General features: G+C 66.9%; 11 protein-coding genes. 3 read left to right on the plus strand and 8 right to left on the minus strand.

Annotated features, from left to right (window positions below):
- Window positions 1–705: N-acetyl-1-D-myo-inositol-2-amino-2-deoxy-alpha-D-glucopyranoside deacetylase (gene mshB / locus DL991_RS39105; protein WP_125789381.1), on the minus strand; the 705-nt coding region annotated here is incomplete at its 3' end.
- A 196-nt stretch (window positions 706–901) separates the two neighbouring features.
- Between mshB and DL991_RS39110 the strand changes: the two genes are divergently transcribed.
- Window positions 902–2,683 (plus strand): ABC transporter ATP-binding protein, encoded by a 1,782-nt coding sequence (locus tag DL991_RS39110; RefSeq protein WP_199746461.1) that lies wholly within the window; start codon window positions 902–904, stop codon window positions 2,681–2,683.
- Window positions 2,684–2,928: 245 nt separating this feature from the next.
- Here DL991_RS39110 and DL991_RS39115 read toward each other — a convergent pair whose 3' ends face one another.
- The 5 genes from DL991_RS39115 to typA form a co-directional block, all read right to left on the minus strand.
- Window positions 2,929–3,852, minus strand: a complete 924-nt coding sequence (locus DL991_RS39115; protein WP_125789382.1) for an ABC transporter permease — start codon at window positions 3,850–3,852, stop codon at window positions 2,929–2,931.
- Complete coding sequence (locus tag DL991_RS39120; protein ID WP_125789449.1) at window positions 3,845–4,861, minus strand: ABC transporter permease; 1,017 nt, start codon at window positions 4,859–4,861, stop codon at window positions 3,845–3,847. The genes DL991_RS39115 and DL991_RS39120 overlap by 8 nt, the downstream gene beginning before the upstream one ends.
- Window positions 4,862–5,042: 181 nt before the next feature.
- Window positions 5,043–6,848 (minus strand): ABC transporter family substrate-binding protein, encoded by a 1,806-nt coding sequence (locus tag DL991_RS39125; protein WP_125789383.1) that lies wholly within the window; start codon window positions 6,846–6,848, stop codon window positions 5,043–5,045.
- A gap of 287 nt (window positions 6,849–7,135) precedes the next feature.
- Window positions 7,136–8,845, minus strand: a complete 1,710-nt coding sequence (locus DL991_RS39130) for an ABC transporter family substrate-binding protein (protein WP_199754259.1) — start codon at window positions 8,843–8,845, stop codon at window positions 7,136–7,138.
- A gap of 588 nt (window positions 8,846–9,433) precedes the next feature.
- On the minus strand, window positions 9,434–11,356 hold the full coding sequence (typA, locus tag DL991_RS39135; protein ID WP_125789385.1) for a translational GTPase TypA: 1,923 nt from the start codon (window positions 11,354–11,356) through the stop codon (window positions 9,434–9,436).
- 233 nt (window positions 11,357–11,589) lie between these two features.
- Here typA and DL991_RS43140 point away from each other — a divergent pair, with 233 nt between their 5' ends.
- Window positions 11,590–11,748: a hypothetical protein gene (locus DL991_RS43140; RefSeq protein WP_007028942.1), complete on the plus strand. Its 159-nt coding sequence runs from the start codon at window positions 11,590–11,592 to the stop codon at window positions 11,746–11,748.
- Between the two features lie 10 nt (window positions 11,749–11,758).
- On the opposite strand, the gene DL991_RS39140 is transcribed toward DL991_RS43140, so the two are convergent.
- Complete coding sequence (locus DL991_RS39140; RefSeq protein ID WP_125789386.1) at window positions 11,759–12,058, minus strand: YciI family protein; 300 nt, start codon at window positions 12,056–12,058, stop codon at window positions 11,759–11,761.
- A gap of 325 nt (window positions 12,059–12,383) precedes the next feature.
- Here DL991_RS39140 and trpS point away from each other — a divergent pair, with 325 nt between their 5' ends.
- A complete protein-coding gene (gene trpS, locus DL991_RS39145; protein ID WP_125789387.1) occupies window positions 12,384–13,349 on the plus strand; it encodes a tryptophan--tRNA ligase in 966 nt (321 codons plus the stop codon).
- A gap of 75 nt (window positions 13,350–13,424) precedes the next feature.
- On the opposite strand, the gene DL991_RS39150 is transcribed toward trpS, so the two are convergent.
- Window positions 13,425–13,814 carry a (deoxy)nucleoside triphosphate pyrophosphohydrolase gene (locus tag DL991_RS39150; RefSeq protein WP_125789388.1) on the minus strand — a complete coding sequence of 130 codons (390 nt, stop codon included), beginning with the start codon at window positions 13,812–13,814 and terminating at the stop codon, window positions 13,425–13,427.
- Window positions 13,815–13,820: the final 6 nt, after the last annotated feature.

Consider the following 13,820-nt stretch of genomic DNA (forward strand, 5'->3'; position numbering starts at 1 on the left):
GGGCACGCTGACCTGGGTCTCGTGCGCCCGCAGTGCGGCGGCCTTCGCCGCGATGTACGGGCCGACGTCGAGGACGGTCGTGATGGTCTCGTCCGGCGTCACCGGCAGTTCGCCGTCTTCCGGGACCCGGAACGACGAGCGTCCGCGCAGCGCGGCGAGCCCGGCCGCGACCGCGTCGCGGGAAGAAACGGTGTGGAAGACCCGCTCGACCGACTCGGCCTTCGGCGCCGCGGCCATGGTGACCTCGTGCGCACGGATGTGGTCGGGATGCCCGTAACCCCCGAAAGCGTCGTACGTGACGACGACCTGGGGCCGGACCTCGTCCAGGATCTCCGCGAGCTGAGCCGCCTGCTCGTCGAGGTCACCGCCGGAAAACGCGCGCGGATGGGCCGCGGACGGCGTTCCGGCCATCCCCGAGTCACGCCAGCGGCCGATGCCGCCGAGATACCGGTGCCGGGAGACACCCAGCGCCGCGCAGGCCGACGCCAGCTCGCCGGCGCGGTAGCCGCCGAGTTGATCGGAAGCCCACGAACCGAGCCCGCCGAGGGACGGCGGGATGATCTCGCCTTCCTCACCGAGAGTGCACGTGACGACGGTCACTTCGGCGCCTTCCGTCGCGTAGCGCGCGATGGTGCCGCCGGTGGTGATGCTCTCGTCGTCCGGATGGGCGTGCACGAGGAGCAATTTGGGCCGGTCGGAGATCACGGCTTGAAGACTAATTCGAACACGGCGCGCTTTCCTTTATAGGGTGTCGGGAACGGAAGCCGGAGAGCACCGACCTTAGTCGGGCGACTCTCGGTTATCCTCGCGCACGTCCGAGGCATGCTTTACCGCCGAGGACGCATTAGTAGGGCATGGCCGATGCGCCGTGACCATATGTACCCCCACGAAGGGCATCTTGGTGAGCACTGAAGCAGCATCGTCGGACCTCGGCGGCGTGTCGGGTTCGGTTCTGTCCATCTCCGACCTGAGCGTCTCGTTCCCGACCGACGACGGCGTGGTCGACGCCGTCAAGGGCATCGGATTCGACGTCAAGCCCGGCGAGATCGTCGCGGTGGTCGGTGAGTCCGGTTCCGGCAAGTCGGTGACCTCGATGTCGGTGCTCGGGCTGCTCCCGAAGACGAGCCGGATCGCCGGCGAGCTTCGCCTCGGCGACCGCAACCTGGCCGACCTCAAGGAGAAGGACCTCCAGAAGATCCGCGGCAACCAGGTCGCGATGATCTTCCAGGAGCCGATGACCGCGCTGAACCCGGTCTACACCGTCGGCTGGCAGCTGCGTGAGGCGCTCCGCTCGCACCAGGACATCTCGAAGGAAGCCGCCGACAAGCGCGCCATCGAGCTGCTCGAGATGGTCGGCATCCCGAACCCGCCGCTGCGCTTCAAGCAGTACCCGCACCAGCTCTCCGGCGGTCTGCGGCAGCGTGTCGTCATCGCGATGGCGATCTCGTGCGACCCGAAGGTGATCATCGCCGACGAGCCGACCACGGCCCTCGACGTCACCGTGCAGGCGGAGATCCTCGGCCTGCTGCGCAAGCTGCGCGACACCCTCAACACCGCGATCGTGCTGATCACGCACGACATGGGCGTCGTCGCCGATCTCGCCGACCGCGTGGTCGTGATGTACCAGGGCAACATCGTCGAGCAGGCGCCGGTGCGCGACCTGTTCGCGTCGCCGCAGGTGGAGTACACCCGCAAGCTCCTCGCCGCCGTCCCCGTGCTCGGCCAGCGCCCCGAAGGACGCCGCCTGCTCGACGACTCCGGCATCGACGCCGACAGCGACGAGGCCTCGAAGATCGCCGAAGAGATCCGGCTCGCCGACGCCGAGCTGGAGGCCGTGATCGAGGCGGACGCCCCGGCGCTCGAGATCAAGAACCTCGTGCTGGAGTACCCGGGCCGCCGCGGCCAGGCGAAGAACCGCGCGGTGGACGACGTCTCGCTGAGCATCGCCAAGGGCGAGATCGTCGGCCTGGTCGGCGAGTCCGGTTCCGGCAAGTCGACGGTCGGCCGCTGCGCGATCCGCCTGCTGACCCCGACCGCGGGCACCGTGTCGATCGCGGGCAAGGACATCACGAACATGTCGAACAAGGAGCTGCGCCCGCTGCGCCGCTACTTCTCGATCGTGTTCCAGGACCCGGCGTCCACGCTGGACCCGAAGATGACCATCGGCGAATCGATCGCCGAGCCGATGGTGCTGCACAAGTTCCTGCAGGGCAAGGCCCTGAACGAGCGCGTGGCGTCCCTTTTGGACAAGGTCGAGCTCGGCGGCCACTACCGCAACCGGTACCCGCACGAGCTGTCCGGCGGCCAGCGCCAGCGCGTCGCCATCGCGCGGGCGCTCTCGCTCGACCCGGCGCTGCTGATCGCGGACGAGCCGACCTCGGCGCTGGACGTCTCGGTGCAGGCCCGCGTGCTGGACCTGTTCCTCGACCTGCAGCGCTCGCTGCAGTTCGCCTGCCTGTTCATCAGCCACGACCTCGCCGTCGTCGACCTGCTGGCCGACCGCGTCGCGGTGATGCAGTACGGCAAGCTGGTCGAGGTCGGCACGCGTGACCAGGTGCTGCACTCGCCGCGTGAGGACTACACCCGTCGCCTGCTGTCGGCCGCTCCGGTCGCGGACCCGGTGCTGCAGGCCGAACGGCGTGCGGCCTGGCAGGCGGGCAAGCTGGCCCCGGTGGCCGACTGACCTCTGGCAGTACACGAAGGCCCCCTTCATTGCGCTAGACGCAGTGAAGGGGGCCTTCGTGTATCTGGACGACACTCGCGTGTCTGGAGGCGTATCTCGCGTGATTGAAGGCGTAACTCGCGTGTCTGCGCCGCACACGCGAGTTACGGCTTCAATCACGCGCGAGATACGGCTCCCGAAGCGCGTGAAGGCCCCCTTCCCTCGGCTGAGCCGAGGAAGGGGGCCTTCACGCGCTAAAGAGGGCCTTACGCCTTCATGCGGCGCTGGCGCGGGTCGAAAGCGTCCCGCAGGCCGTCACCGATGAAGTTGATCGTCAGCGAGATCAGCACCAGCACGATGAACGGGCCGAAGAACAACGCCGGCCGGTTCTGCAGCTGGGCGTAGTTCTCGAGGATGACGCGGCCGAGCGACGTGTCGGGCAATTGCACGCCCAACCCGATGAACGACAGCGCGGCCTCGATCAGCACCGCCTGCGCGACCGCGAGGGTCGCGTTGACGGTGATGAGACCGACCATGTTCGGCACCAGGTGCTTGAACACGATGTGGAACGTCCCGGCACCGGATGCGCGTGACGCGTCCACGAATTCGCGCTGGGACAACGACATCGCCTCGGCCCTGGCGATACGGGCGATCGGCATCCAGCCGAAGGCCGCCAGCACCATCGCGACGATGTACCAGGCACCTCCGCCGAACACCTTCGCCAGGATCGCCGCGGCCGCGATCTGCGGGACGATCAGGAACAGGTCCGTCACGCGCGAGATCGCCGAATCGGTGAACCCTCGCAGATATCCCGCCATGGCCCCGAAAATGGTGCCGATGGTGGTGGCGACGATCGACACGATGAGCGCGATCAGGAGCGAGTACTGGGTCCCGCGCAGGATCTGCGACACCATTTCCTTGCCGACCTGCGTCGTCCCGAGCGGGTAGTCCCCGCTGGGTTTGGCGAAGGACGGGAAGGAGCTGTCTTCGTAGTCGTACGGCCAGAAGATCGGCATGATCAGCACGGTCAGCACGAGGAGCAGCAGGATCGCCGTGCAGATCATCGCCAGCTTGTGCCGCAGGAACTTGCGCAGGACCAGCTTGCCCTGACTGCGCGGCTCCGGCAGCGCTTCGGGAGCGAGCTTGCCTTCGGCGGAATCCGCCGCGATGAGGGAGTTCAAGTCAGCCAACGCGAATCCTCGGGTCCAGGATGCCGTACATGAGGTCGGCGATCAGGTTGGCGACGATGATGCTGGTGGCGATGACCACGAGCCAGCCCATCATCACCTGCGGATCGCTCTTGGTGACGGCTTCGACGAGCAGCGTGCCCATGCCGTGCCAGTTGAACACCGTCTCGGTGATGATCGCGCCCGAGAGCACGGCACCGAAGTTGACGGAGAACAACGTGGTCACCGGGATCAGGGCGTTCCGGAACGCGTGCCGGAAGATGACCCGTCCGCCGGCGAGGCCCTTGGCCCGCGCGGTCCGGACGTAGTCGGCGTTCAGTGTCTCCAGCATCGAGGCCCGCTGGAACCGGCTGTACGCGGCGAAGCTGATCGCCATGATGGACAGCGTCGGCAGCAGGTAGGCGCCCACGTAACTGGCGACGAACCCGCCGGGACCGTCGAAGTTCAGGGATTCCGGGCTGGTGGTGCGGATCCACGGGTTGCCGAGAACGTCCGACAGGCCCAGATCGCGGACCCAGCCGTTGAACTCGATCGCGTAGCCCTTCAGCACGATCGCGACGCAGAAGATCGGCATCGAGAACAGCAGGAACGCCAGCGTCGTGGCGATGTAGTCGATGATCGAGTACTGCTTGACCGCGGCCACGACACCGACGAGCACGCCGAGGACCAGCGCGAGCAGTTCCGCGCCGACGACGAGCTTGGCGGTGACCTCGAACGCGGCCATGACCTTCGGGAACACGGGGGCCAACGCGTTGCCCTGGGCGATCGAAATGCCCCAGTCCCCGGTCACGAAGCTGCCAAGCCAGTCGAAGTAGCGAAGCACGATGTTCTTGTCCAGGCCGAGCTGACTGGCGACCTGGTCCAAGGTCTCCTTGCTCATGGCCGGATTGCTTCTGAGCTCACCCATCGGGTCGCCGGTGCCGGCGACCATGATGAAACACAGAAAAGTCCCGACCAGCAGGACGGGAATCGATATCGCCAGACGGCGAAGAATGTAGATCACCAGGTTCAACGAACTGCTCCTCATCCGGGCCTGGCCGCCGAAGTACTGGACCGCTGCCCGGTTGCCCACCGTAGTGGCGGTAACCCTACGGCCAACAGCTACTTCCGGCGGGTACGGGGCCCGGCTTGTGGCCGGGCCCCGTACCACCAGGATCGCGTAAGCGAATGGTGAGAAAAAGCGGGGTTACACCCTACTTCTTCTGCTCCCACTCGCCGACGTTCCACAGGACACCGTTGTACGACTGCATGTAAGTGCGGTCGATGCCCTTGAACGCCCACATGGACGGGGTCTGGAACAGCGGCAGCGTCGCGTACTCGTCCGCGATCGCCTGGTCGGCCTTCTGGTAGTTCTCCAGCTGGACGGCCTCGTCGGTGGCCTTGACGGCCGCCTCGAACGACGAGTCGATCACCGGGTTGGACAGGCCCTGGTAGTTCTGGCTGCTGTCGTCGACCCGGGTGATGTAGATCGACTTCTGCTCGGCCTTGAACGGAGCGGCGGACCAGCCGAAGAGCGCGACTTCGTAGTCGCCGGCCGCGAGACGGCCACCCTTCAGGAAGTTGGCGTCCGTTTCGTCGGTGATCTCGATACCGGCGAGCTTGGCCTGCGAGATGACGATCTCGACGGTCTGCGTACGACGGGCGTTCTGGTTGTGCGAGATCTTGAACGACGCGCGCTTGCCGTCCTTGGCGAAGATGCCGTCGGCACCCTTGACCCAGCCGGCGTCGGTCAGCGTCTTGGCCGCGGCCTCGGCGCCCAGACCGGCCTTGCTGCTGTACAGGTCCTTGAAGCCCTGCTCACCCGGCATGAACACGATGCTGTTCAGCGGGGTCGCGTCGGCCTGGACTTCCTTGAGCAGCTTGTCGGTGATCTCCTGGCGGTTGACCACCTCGAAGAACGCCTTGCGCAGCGACTTGTCCTTGAAGATCTTGGTGTAGTTCAGGTCGAAGTGCTCGAAGGTCAGCTGCGAACCCGAACCGTAGGTCACGCCCTGAGCCGAGAGGCTCTTGAGGGTGTTCGCCGCGGTGGCGTCCGGCTGGGTCGACGCCGCGACGTCGATCTCACCGTTCTGCAGCGCGGTCGCCATGGCCTTGGTGTCCTCCATCGCCCTCACGACGATCTTCGAGGGGCCACCCTTGCCACCGATCCAGAGCGGGTTCTTCTCCAGCGTGACGGCCTTCTGGTTGGCGTCGAACGCGGTGATCTTGTACGGGCCGGAGGCCGGCATGTTCGCCGCGTCGAAGCCCTTGAACTTGTTCGTCCAGAAGTCGCCGGCCTTCGTCAGCTGGGCCGCGTCGCCGGTCGGCGCCAGCTTGGTGATGTCCTCGATGCCGGCGTTCTTCTCGACGATGTGCGCGGGCATGATCGCCGTCGAGTTGAACAGACCCTTGTAGTCCAGGTACGGCTCGGTGTACTTGGTCTCGAAGGTCAGGTCGTCCTTGCAGGTCGCCTCGTTGATCAGCGAGTAGCCGGTGGTCGAAGCGGCGAGGAAGGCCTGCTTGCCGTCCGCGGTCTTCGCCTTGCCGCTGTGCGCCAGCCACGACAGGTACATGTCGTCACAGTCGAACGGCTGGTTGTCGGACCACTTGACGTTCGGCTTGATCTTGTAGACGACGGTCTGCGGCTCCTTGGAGGTGACCTCCCAGGAGTCGAACACGTCGTTGTTCAGCAGCACCTTGTTGTTGCCGTCGAGCACATCGGCGCCGGCGAGCACAGCAGTCAAGATGTAGGTGTTGTACGACGAGTTGGTGTCCGGCGTGTCGTTGTTGTAGCCCGAGTACCCGTCGTCGATGCCCACCGTGACGGTGCCTTCGTACCCCGGGGTGTCCGCGAGCTTGAAGTTTTCGCCGTTCTGCGCCTTGCCGACCGCCATGCTCTTGATGTCGGTCGACGACCCGTTCTGGTCGGAACTGCCGCTGTCGCCACCGCTGCATGCGCTCAGCACAAGCGCGGAGGCCGCGACCAGCGACCAGGCGGAGACTGCCTTGGACTTCCTCATGAAGTGTGCCCTCCTAGCACTGGGTTCCTGAGATCGGAACAGGACCCCACACCGCTCCGGTGAGATGGCCCGGAGCCTATGACACGCCAAGCAACACTCATTTGGCGCACTGCGGGTGCACGCTAGAAAGGAAATGCACGAACAGTCACCAGTTACGGGGGGATCGTGACCAAAGGGTAACTTGCGGCTGACTTCGAGAAATACAGTGGTTACCTTGAGGAATCAGTCCGCCACTCGAACGTGCCGGGAAAGGTCACCCTCCAGGGTCGGACTCGGACTCGAAACGGCTACTTCGGACCCCGCGTCCAGTTCACCGCGGACCCGAAAGGGCCCACCATAGGAGGACCTGCGGTTACCCCGGAAATACCGGAGCCGATGGCGAGGGTATCGGCCAGCTGGAACAACGGAATGGCAACATTCCGACGCCACAATTCCGGTTCCAGGGCCGAAAGCGCGTCGGCGGCCGGGGTGGCGCCGGTCAGCGCGGCGTCGATCGACGGCTGCAGGGCCGGGTCGCAGAAGCCCAGCGGGTTGCCGGGGACGACGGCCTTGGTCTTGTCGGTGAGCTGATCGGGACGGCAGCCGAAGGTGGACGCCAGCGCCGAAGCGACGTCCGCACCCCCCTTGACCTGGCCGATCACCGCGATGTCGATGCCGACGTTGCCCGCGCCCTCCGGGGTCGTCTGCTGGATCCCGTTGAGCACCGGCATGGCCAGCAGCGTCGAGAACAGCTCCCTCGGCTGTGGCGCGATCGCGTTGACCTCGATCCCCGCGGCCACCAGTTGCGCCGTCAGCTCCTTGGCGATCGTCGCGTACGGCTCCTGTTTGGCGGGCGAGGCCACGACCAGAGAAAGGTTCTTCCCGTTCTTGCGCCAGGTTCCGGCTTCCTTGGTGTATCCGGCGGATTTGAGCAGTTCCTCGCCCTTGGCCGGATCGGCCGCCGACGGCGGTCCCGGTGCCGGGATCGTCGGCTGGAAACCGGGGGCCGAGGGGACGCGGACCTGGGCGTCGGCGCGGAGCTTGTCCGACGGGCCGCCGTCGGTCGCCTCGGTGATCAGCTTGCCGCGGTCGATCAGCGCGGTGACGCCTTCGCGCACCTTCGGATCCGACAGCGTCGAACTCACCGGCCGCAGGAGGATCTGCGCGACCGTGGGGCGGGCGACCGTGTGCAGCTGGACGGCGGAGCCGAGTTCGCCGAGCCGTTTGAGGCCGGTGCCGTCGGTCCTGGTCATCGCGAACTGGTCGTTGCCGCTGCGCAGGGCGGCCAGTGTGCCGTCCTGATCGGCCGCACGGAGCACGATCCGGTCGAGGGCGGAGGGTTTCTCCCAATAGCGCTCGTTGCGCTCCAGAGTGACCTCTCCGCGTGCGGTGTCGAGGCCCTTGATCGAGTACGGCCCGGCGACGGCCGGGAACGTCGTCGCCAGCGCGCCCTGCCACCCGTTCGGGGCGTCCTTGAGCAGGTGGGCGGGCAGGAGGTTGTTGAAGAGCGTCTGCCAACCCGGGTACGGCTTGGCGAAGGTGACCTCGACCCGCTTGCCGCCTTCACGCGACTGGATGTCCGAGATCAGCCGGTAGCCCGCGGCGCCGATGACGCCAGGCTGGTCGCGCATGGCCTCGCGGAGGTACGCGAAGTCCTCGGCGGCGATCGGCGCGCTGTCGGACCACGAGGCGTCCGGGCGGATCGTGTACGCGACCGTGAACGGCTGCTGTGACACGACCTCGGCGGACTTCATGAGGTTCTTGTCCAGCTCGAAACTGCCGTCGTCCTTGGGGCGGAACACCGACGGGAGCAGCAGTTGCGAGAGCGCCGACGTCACCTGGGAGGCGTCGGCGAGGTTGTGCGGGTTGTAGCCGCCGAGGACGTCGTCCACACCCACGACGACCTGTGAAGGCGTCTTCGTGGTCGACGTGCTCACCGGGGAGGCCGAGGAGCTGACCACCGGCGGCGGTGGGGTGTTGCTGCAGGCGGCGAGGAGCACGGCCGCGCACGCCAGCATGGGTGCCGCTGTGTTCACTACCCGCACGCCTGGATCCTCCTGCTTTGTCCCTCGCCCCGTCGCCATAGAGCTATCACGCCGGGCATGGCCTCGGCAGCGAGATTCCCATATCGGCCCGGTCGTCGCCCGACCGGCCGCCGCCTCCTCCGGTGGACGTCCGGGAGGCCCCGAAGGTTCCTGTCCGGGCCGAAGCATTTCGTCCGCGCCGGATCGCGGTCCTCCGGCAATGGGTTCCGCAAACCCGGAACATTCCGGAACGCCTCGCCGGAATGTTCACCACCGCACGATTGATGACCGAAACGATCGCGAACTCGAGTCCTATCCGGACGCATTCGGGTTCTTTTGTTTCGCGCCGGTCCGGATCCGCGTTCTCGGCCGGGTTCACTTCACCGGCGCATCGGTCCGTTCCGGTGATGTGAACACCGTCCGAAAAGGAGCTCGGCTTTCCGGCGAAATTGTCGGGAAAGGACCTTTCTTTAACCGGGAACGCCCGACCGAATACGGTGCGTGACCGCGTTCGGGGCCGAAAAAGCCGGAGGGCGTCTACTCACGGTGAGTGAGCAGACGCCCTCCGGCGCGGAGACTAGCTCAGCCGCGGTTCTTCATCTTGTTGCGCTCCTTGGCGCGCTGGTTGACGTCCAGCGTGACCTTGCGGATCCGGACGACGTCGGGAGCGACCTCGACGCACTCGTCGACGGAGCAGAACTCCAGCGCCTCTTCCAGGCCCATCTTGCGCGGGCGGGCCAGCGTCTCCATCACGTCGGCGGAGGACTGACGCATGTTGGTCAGCTTCTTCTCCTTGGTGATGTTGATGTCGAGGTCCTCGGCGCGCGGGTTCTCGCCGACGACCATGCCCTCGTACACCTCGGCGCCCGGCTCCACGAAGAAGGTGCCGCGGTCGGCGAGCTGGATCATCGCGTACGCGGTGATGGGGCCCGAGCGGTCGGCGACCAGCGAACCGGAGTGACGGGTGCGGATCTCGCCCGCCCACGGGAAGTACCCCTCGAACACGTGGTTCGCGATACCGGTGCCGCGGGTCTCGGTGAGGAAGTCGGTGCGGAAGCCGATCAGGCCGCGCGCCGGGAGGACGTAGTCGAGCTTGATGCGGCCGGAGCCGTGCCCGCCCATGTGCTCCATGCGGCCCTTGCGGGCGGCCAGCAGCTGCGTGATGCCGCCGAGGTGCTCCTCCGGGGCGTCGATCGACAGACGCTCGAACGGCTCGTGCAGCTTGCCGTCGATCATCTTGGTGACCACCTGCGGCTTGCCGACGGTCAGCTCGAAGCCCTCGCGGCGCATCTGCTCGACGAGGATCGCCAGCGCCAGCTCGCCACGGCCCTGGACCTCCCAGGTGTCGGGGCGCTCGGTCGGCAGCACCTTGATGCTGACGTTACCGATCAGCTCCTGGTCCAGCCGGGCCTTGACCAGGCGCGCGGTGACCTTGTCGCCACCACTGCGGCCGGCCAGCGGTGAGGTGTTGACACCGATGGTCATCGAGATGGCGGGCTCGTCGACGGCGATCCGGGGCAGCGCCTCGGGGTTCTCGACGTCGGCGAGGGTGTCGCCGATGGTGATCTCCGGGATGCCGGCGATGGCGACCAGTTCGCCCGCGCTGGCCTCGGTCGCCGGGACGCGGGTGAGCGCCTCGGTGACCAGCAGTTCGGAGATGCGGACGTTCTGGATGGTGCCGTCCTCGCGCATCCAGGCCACGGTCTGGCCCTTGCGCAGGTTGCCGGAGTGGATACGGATCAGCGCGATCCGGCCGAGGAAGTTCGACGCGTCGAGGTTGGTGACCAGCGCGCGCAGCGGGCCTTCGCGGTCGGCGAAGGGCGGCGGCACGTGACGCATCAGGGTCTCGAACAGCGGGTCGAGGTTCTCGCTCCCGGGCACCGCGCCGTCGGCGGGCTGCTCGAGGCTCGCCTTGCCCGCACGGGCGGAGGCGAAGACGACCGGGAGGTCGAGGATCGCGTCGAGGTCGGCGTCCTCGATGTCACCGGCTAGGTCGAGCAGGAGGTCGTGGGTCTCCTCGACGACCTCGGAGATCCGGGCGTCGGGGCGGTCGGTCTTGTTGACCACGAGGATCACCGGAAGACCGGCCTCGAGGGTCTTGCGCAGCACGAACCGGGTCTGCGGCAGCGGCCCCTCGCTGGCGTCCACCAGCAGGACGACGCCGTCGACCATGGCCAGCCCGCGCTCGACCTCGCCACCGAAGTCCGCGTGGCCGGGGGTGTCGATGACGTTGATCGTCACCGGGCCGTTCTCGGTCTCGCGGTGGATGGAGGTGTTCTTCGCGAGGATCGTGATGCCCTTTTCGCGTTCGAGCTCCCCGGAGTCCATCACGCGGTCGACGAGTTCGGCGCGTTCCTCGAAGGCTCCGGACTGCCGGAGCATCGCGTCGACGAGGGTCGTCTTGCCATGGTCGACGTGTGCGACGATGGCGACGTTGCGCAGGTCGGGCCGGGTCTTGCCGGACGAGCGGCCGGCATCGACTGCGGTGGCGCTGGCTGCGGGCACGCGAAGGCTCCAAAGGTTTCAAGTTCGGGTGTGGTGCCCGCGCCGCCCCGAGTGCTCACGAGTGGCTCGATCGAGTTGCTCGTTGACGCGATCGGGTAACGTCGGCCGACTTTGGCCATACGCGGACCACACCAGGGTACCTGTAGCCGAACTGTGAGCACCCCCACGCCCCAAGATCGGTTAGCCTCACCTAACGTGGGCGTGTCGCCGACGCCGTCCGACGAGGAGTGCGAGTGGGCAAGAAGCTACCCGACGATCCGCACAAACTCGTGCGCAAGTGGATGAAGTCCGGCAAGGTCAAGAAGAAATGCTGCAGGTCGAAGTCGCGGTGCGGCAAATGCCCCGTCCTCGCCCTGAAAAAGGCGAAGACGAAGATCGCGAAAGCGGCTTAGCGGATCGTCCTCAGTGCACCACCGCCTCGTTGATCGCCCGCAGTTCCGGAGCGGTCCGGGTCGGGGAGAACTCGATCACCTCGTAGGCGGCCATGTGCTTGATCGAGAAGGGGTCGGTCGCGAGGATCGCGTCCAGCTTTCCCCTGGCCATGGGCCTGGTGATGATGACGCCGCCGATGCGCGGGTTGCGCCTGCCGGAGGCGAGGAAATTGCCGTGCTCGTACTGTTTGGTCAGCCATTCGGCGTGATCCGGGAGCACATAGTCGATTTCTTCGATAGGGGCGGTGTAGGTCAGCAACACGACGAACATGAGAAGACGGTAGACCCGGATCCCCAATGTGACAGGCGTACTGCGCCGGCCGATATGAAGTGTTGACGCTACGTGCCCGTAATGAGTGACTCTCCCGTTCTTTTCACTCCGCATGTAGTCCTCTGGATGCGATGGTTCGAGGGCTGCTTGCACGGGGTGGGTAGGATCGTCGGCATGCGCACGCAGAACGCCCAGTGGTGGCCGCCCTCCGGCGGCCCCGAAGTCCTGCGCTGAACCAGACGAGCGCACCACCAGGCCGCCCCACCGGGCGGCCTTTTTCGTGCCCGGACCCTGGGGCGGCCCGAATCCGAGAGGAAGAAGGCAGATGATCAGGTTGTCCGGGATCACCCCGTCCGGCCACGTCCACGTCGGGAACCACCTTGGGGCCATTCGGCGCTGGGCGGACGAGGGCGGGCCGGACGACCTGTACTTCGTCTCCGACCTGCACGCGATGACGAACTCGCACAATCCGGCGAAACTGCGCTCGATGGCGTCCGAGCAGCTGGCCGTGCTGATCGCGGCCGGGATCGAGCCGGACCGCGTGTTCGTGCAATCCGACCTGGCCCGCGAGCTGGGCGCCCTCAACTGGGTCCTCGAGTGCACCTGCAACTACGGCGAGGCCGCCAGGATGATCCAGTTCAAGGAGAAGTCGAAGGGACAGGCCGGGGTCCGGCTGTCCCTGCTGACGTATCCGGTGCTGATGGCGGCGGACATCCTGCTGCAGGGCGCGGACGAGGTCCCGGTCGGCGAGGACCAGCGGCAGCACGTCGAGCTGGCGCGAACGCTCGCGAAGCGGTTCAACTCCACCTACGGCGACGTGTTCACCATGCCGAAGGCGGTGCTGCCGCCCGCCGGGGCGCGGGTCATGGACCTCGCCGAGCCGACGCGGAAGATGTCGAAGTCGACGCGGGAGGAGGCCGGGGTGATCTTCGTGCTCGACGAGGCCGACCACGTCAGGCGGAAGGTCAAACGCGCGAAGACCGATGGCGGGTCGAAACCGGCCTACGCGCCGGAAACCCGGCCGGGGATGGCGAACCTGCTGGACATCCTCGCGGCGTGCGTCAAGGAGAAACCCGAGGTCCTCGCGGACCGGTTCGACTCCTACGGCCAGGTCAAGGAGGCCGTCGCCGAGGCTCTCATCGAGGAGCTGCGGCCGGTCCGGGAGCGCGCGCTGGCGCTGCTGGCCGACCCCGGCGAGCTGGAGCGGGTGCGCAAGGCGGGCGCCGTCCGGGCCGCGGAGCGGGGTGAGCACCGGTTGCAGTCCGCGCTGCGGCTCATCGGCGCCGGCTGAAGGTCCGTGAAGGGGTCGTGAGTGGCAAGTGTCGTTAGAACGACACTTGCCACTCACGACCAGGGAAGGATGCCTTCACGGACTTGAGAGCAAGGCGTGCAGGGCGGGCAGGAGGACGCGGTCTGCGGGCAGCCAGTCGAGACCGGAAAGCTCCGCCGAGGACACCCACCGGACGTCCTTGTGCTCCACCGCCCGCGGCTCGTCCCCCGCGCTGACCAGCGAAGCCGCGTAGATCCGCAGGACCTTCCCGTTCGGGAGCGGAACGTCATCGCCGACCCGGCCCGCGACCGTCACGGCGACGTCGAGCTCCTCCAGGCATTCCCGCGCCAAGGCGGCTTCGTCGCTTTCGCCGTCCTCGACCCGTCCGCCCGGCAGCTCCCATTGCCCGGCGTGGTCGGCGGGCCAAGCCCGCTGCTGCGCCAGCACCTGTCCGTTCCGCACGATGGCGGCACCCACGATCACCACACGGCA

Origin of the sequence: Amycolatopsis sp. WAC 01375 (genome assembly GCF_003947325.1) — a bacterium.
In the GTDB taxonomy this organism is placed as follows: Bacteria; Actinomycetota; Actinomycetes; order Mycobacteriales; family Pseudonocardiaceae; genus Amycolatopsis.

Bases quoted from the DNA above. Each gene is read 5' to 3' on its own strand.
- DL991_RS39125 (WP_125789383.1), bottom strand. From the start codon at position 6,848: ATGAGGAAGTCCAAGGCAGTCTCCGCCTGGTCGCTGGTCGCGGCCTCC.
- DL991_RS39130 (WP_199754259.1), bottom strand. From the start codon at position 8,845: ATGCTGGCGTGCGCGGCCGTGCTCCTCGCCGCCTGCAGCAACACCCCA.
- DL991_RS39140 (WP_125789386.1), bottom strand. From the start codon at position 12,058: ATGTTCGTCGTGTTGCTGACCTACACCGCCCCTATCGAAGAAATCGAC.
- trpS (WP_125789387.1), top strand. From the start codon at position 12,384: ATGATCAGGTTGTCCGGGATCACCCCGTCCGGCCACGTCCACGTCGGG.